Source organism: Segatella copri (genome assembly GCF_002224675.1).
Classification (GTDB): domain Bacteria; phylum Bacteroidota; class Bacteroidia; order Bacteroidales; family Bacteroidaceae; genus Prevotella; species Prevotella copri_U.
Map to the genome: position 1 here is coordinate 1 of NZ_NMPZ01000057.1, position 2,376 is coordinate 2,376.

At 42.6% G+C, this 2,376-nt stretch carries 1 protein-coding gene; it reads left to right on the forward strand.

The genetic code is table 11. The annotated features are described in order from the left end of the window. The first annotated feature begins 279 nt into the window (after positions 1 to 279). Entirely contained in the window at positions 280 to 1,503 is a 1,224-nt protein-coding gene (locus CFT61_RS16215) for a site-specific integrase (protein ID WP_089545424.1), read from the forward strand. The last annotated feature ends 873 nt before the right edge of the window (positions 1,504 to 2,376 follow it).

A 2,376-nucleotide genomic window follows, 5' to 3' on the forward strand; every position in this document is an offset into this window, starting at 1 on the left:
GGGAAAAAGAATGACTAAAAAAGCAAAAAATAGCAGATTTGAGCTTTTGTTTTGAGTTTCAAGTGGTTGTGGCAGTCGTTGGCTTTTTGTGGCATTCGTGAGGAAATGCGAAAATGGCGGATTTGAGAAGTAGAAACGCTTTCAAGTCATTACCTCAAAGAAACGCTCTAATAAGCATTTTTAACGGCTTCGGTTTTTACTTCTCAATTCTGCACAGGTTGTGAATTTGCCATGCAACTCTCATGATTTAATTTTGCACAGAACAAAAAGCAAGGAATTATGAGAAGTACATTCAAGACAGTCTTCTATGTAAACGGAAGCAAGGAGAGAAACGGAATTGTCCCTATCATGGGACGTGTGACAATCAACGGAACTATCGCACAGTTCAGTTGCAAGCTGAGCGTGACCAAGGCGATATGGGATGCCAAGGGCAACAGAGCCAAAGGCAGAAGCAAGGAAGCCAATGAGGTGAACTTTGCGCTTGATAACATCAAGGCTCAAATCGCTAAGCATTACCAACGGCTTTCCGACCGTGAGGCGTTCGTTACCGCTGAAATGGTGAGAAACGCATATCAAGGCATAGGTACGGAGTATGAGACATTACTCAGAGCTTTTGACAAGGAGAACGCAGCCTTTGCCCAACGCGTGGGAAAAGACCGAGCTGTCCGAACCTACCGCAAGTATCTGACGGTAAGAAAGTACGTTGCCGAGTTCATCAAATTTCAGTACAAGCGCAGCGATATGTCCATGAATGAGCTTACCGAGGAGTTCATCCGTGATTTTTGTCTGTATTTGAAGAATGTCATTGGACTCACGCAATCTACCATTTGGATATACTCCATACCATTGAAGCATATCGTCACGGCAGCACACTACAACGGCAAGATACAGAGAAATCCGTTTGCCATGTACCACGTTGACCCAGACCACAAGGAGCGTGAGTTCTTGACAGAGGAAGAATTGGACATATTTGCAGGAATAGAGTTGGAAAATCCCAACTTTGCTTTTGCGAGAGACTTGTTTATGTTTGGTTGTTGGACAGGTATCTCTTTCGTTGACATCAAGAATCTTACAGAGGACAATGTTGCCATTATAAGTGGGTCTCCATGGATAGTTTCTCAGCGTCAAAAGACAGGCGTACCATTCAAAATTAAACTGATAGATGCAGCCATACAGATAATTGAACGTTACAAGCCATTGAGAAAAGATATGCACTTGTTTAATATTGGCTCACTTGACATGGTAAACAAGCGTATAAAGAAAGTGGCAAAAATGTGTGGCATCAAGAAGCGAATTTCATTTCACGTGGCCCGGCATTCGTTCGCAGTTTTGGCTTTAAACTACGGTATGCCGATAGAGAGTGTAAGCAAGATACTGGGACATACGGACATCGCCACAACACAAATTTACGCAAAGGTGACAAGTACTAAATTGGAGCATGACATATCAGCTTTTGAAAGTCGAATCAAGGGGCATATGCCGACAATGGGGGGAATGGCATGAAAAGGACTGTAATCACCGTGGACGGAAATGGAATGTTATCCATTCCGTCCAACTTGCAAGACTTGTGGATGAGTGAGGGTGAATTGGTTGATATGCTTCATGTCACCGCCATGAAACTCCATGCTGTGATAAGGTCAATATACAAGGATGGTTTATTGACGGTGTCGGAAGTCCAACAGAAACAGGAAACTTCCAATGGCATTTGGCAAACGTTGTATGGCTTTCCGATGATTGTTGCCCTTTGCTTCCGTATAAACTCATACGGGGCAGCTCGGTTTCGTGCCACCATCTTCAAGAGATTGTACGGGGCAAAAGAGAAAAGTAGTGTCATTATCCTACAACTCAATAGAAGAACAACCGCCTTTAGTTGAATGTCCTCTTGCTTGTTTGTTGGCTTGGCGCTGTCGTACTGTCGTGAATAAGTACTGAAGCATAAGCATGACATTCTTACTTGTAGGGGGATGAGTTCTGTTCATAAAAATGACGGACAAAACACCCCTTATTTTTGTTGAATTGTTGAATATGATGAAAGAAGTATTGAACATCAGGCATTTACGGCTCAACATATTCTCAACAAATCTCTCAACAAAAGAAAGATAATGTTGAAAAGAGAAAACCATGAACACCATTCCTTTCTTTCTTTTTTGCCCAGTAATTTGTTGTGTAGAGCTATTTGTTGAGAGTTTGTTGAGGGTATAAGTGGTTGGTTCTCATAAAGATAACACCTATCTTCAACAATTCAACGTTTTACTTGCCCTCACTTGGTACGCTGTAAAATGTGCTTGTGGATTAATTGGCAACCGCTCTATTCTCCGAAATGGTTGCAGCAACGTTTCTTGGAGGCTTTGCGCCTCCAGCCACTTGGGCGAACCT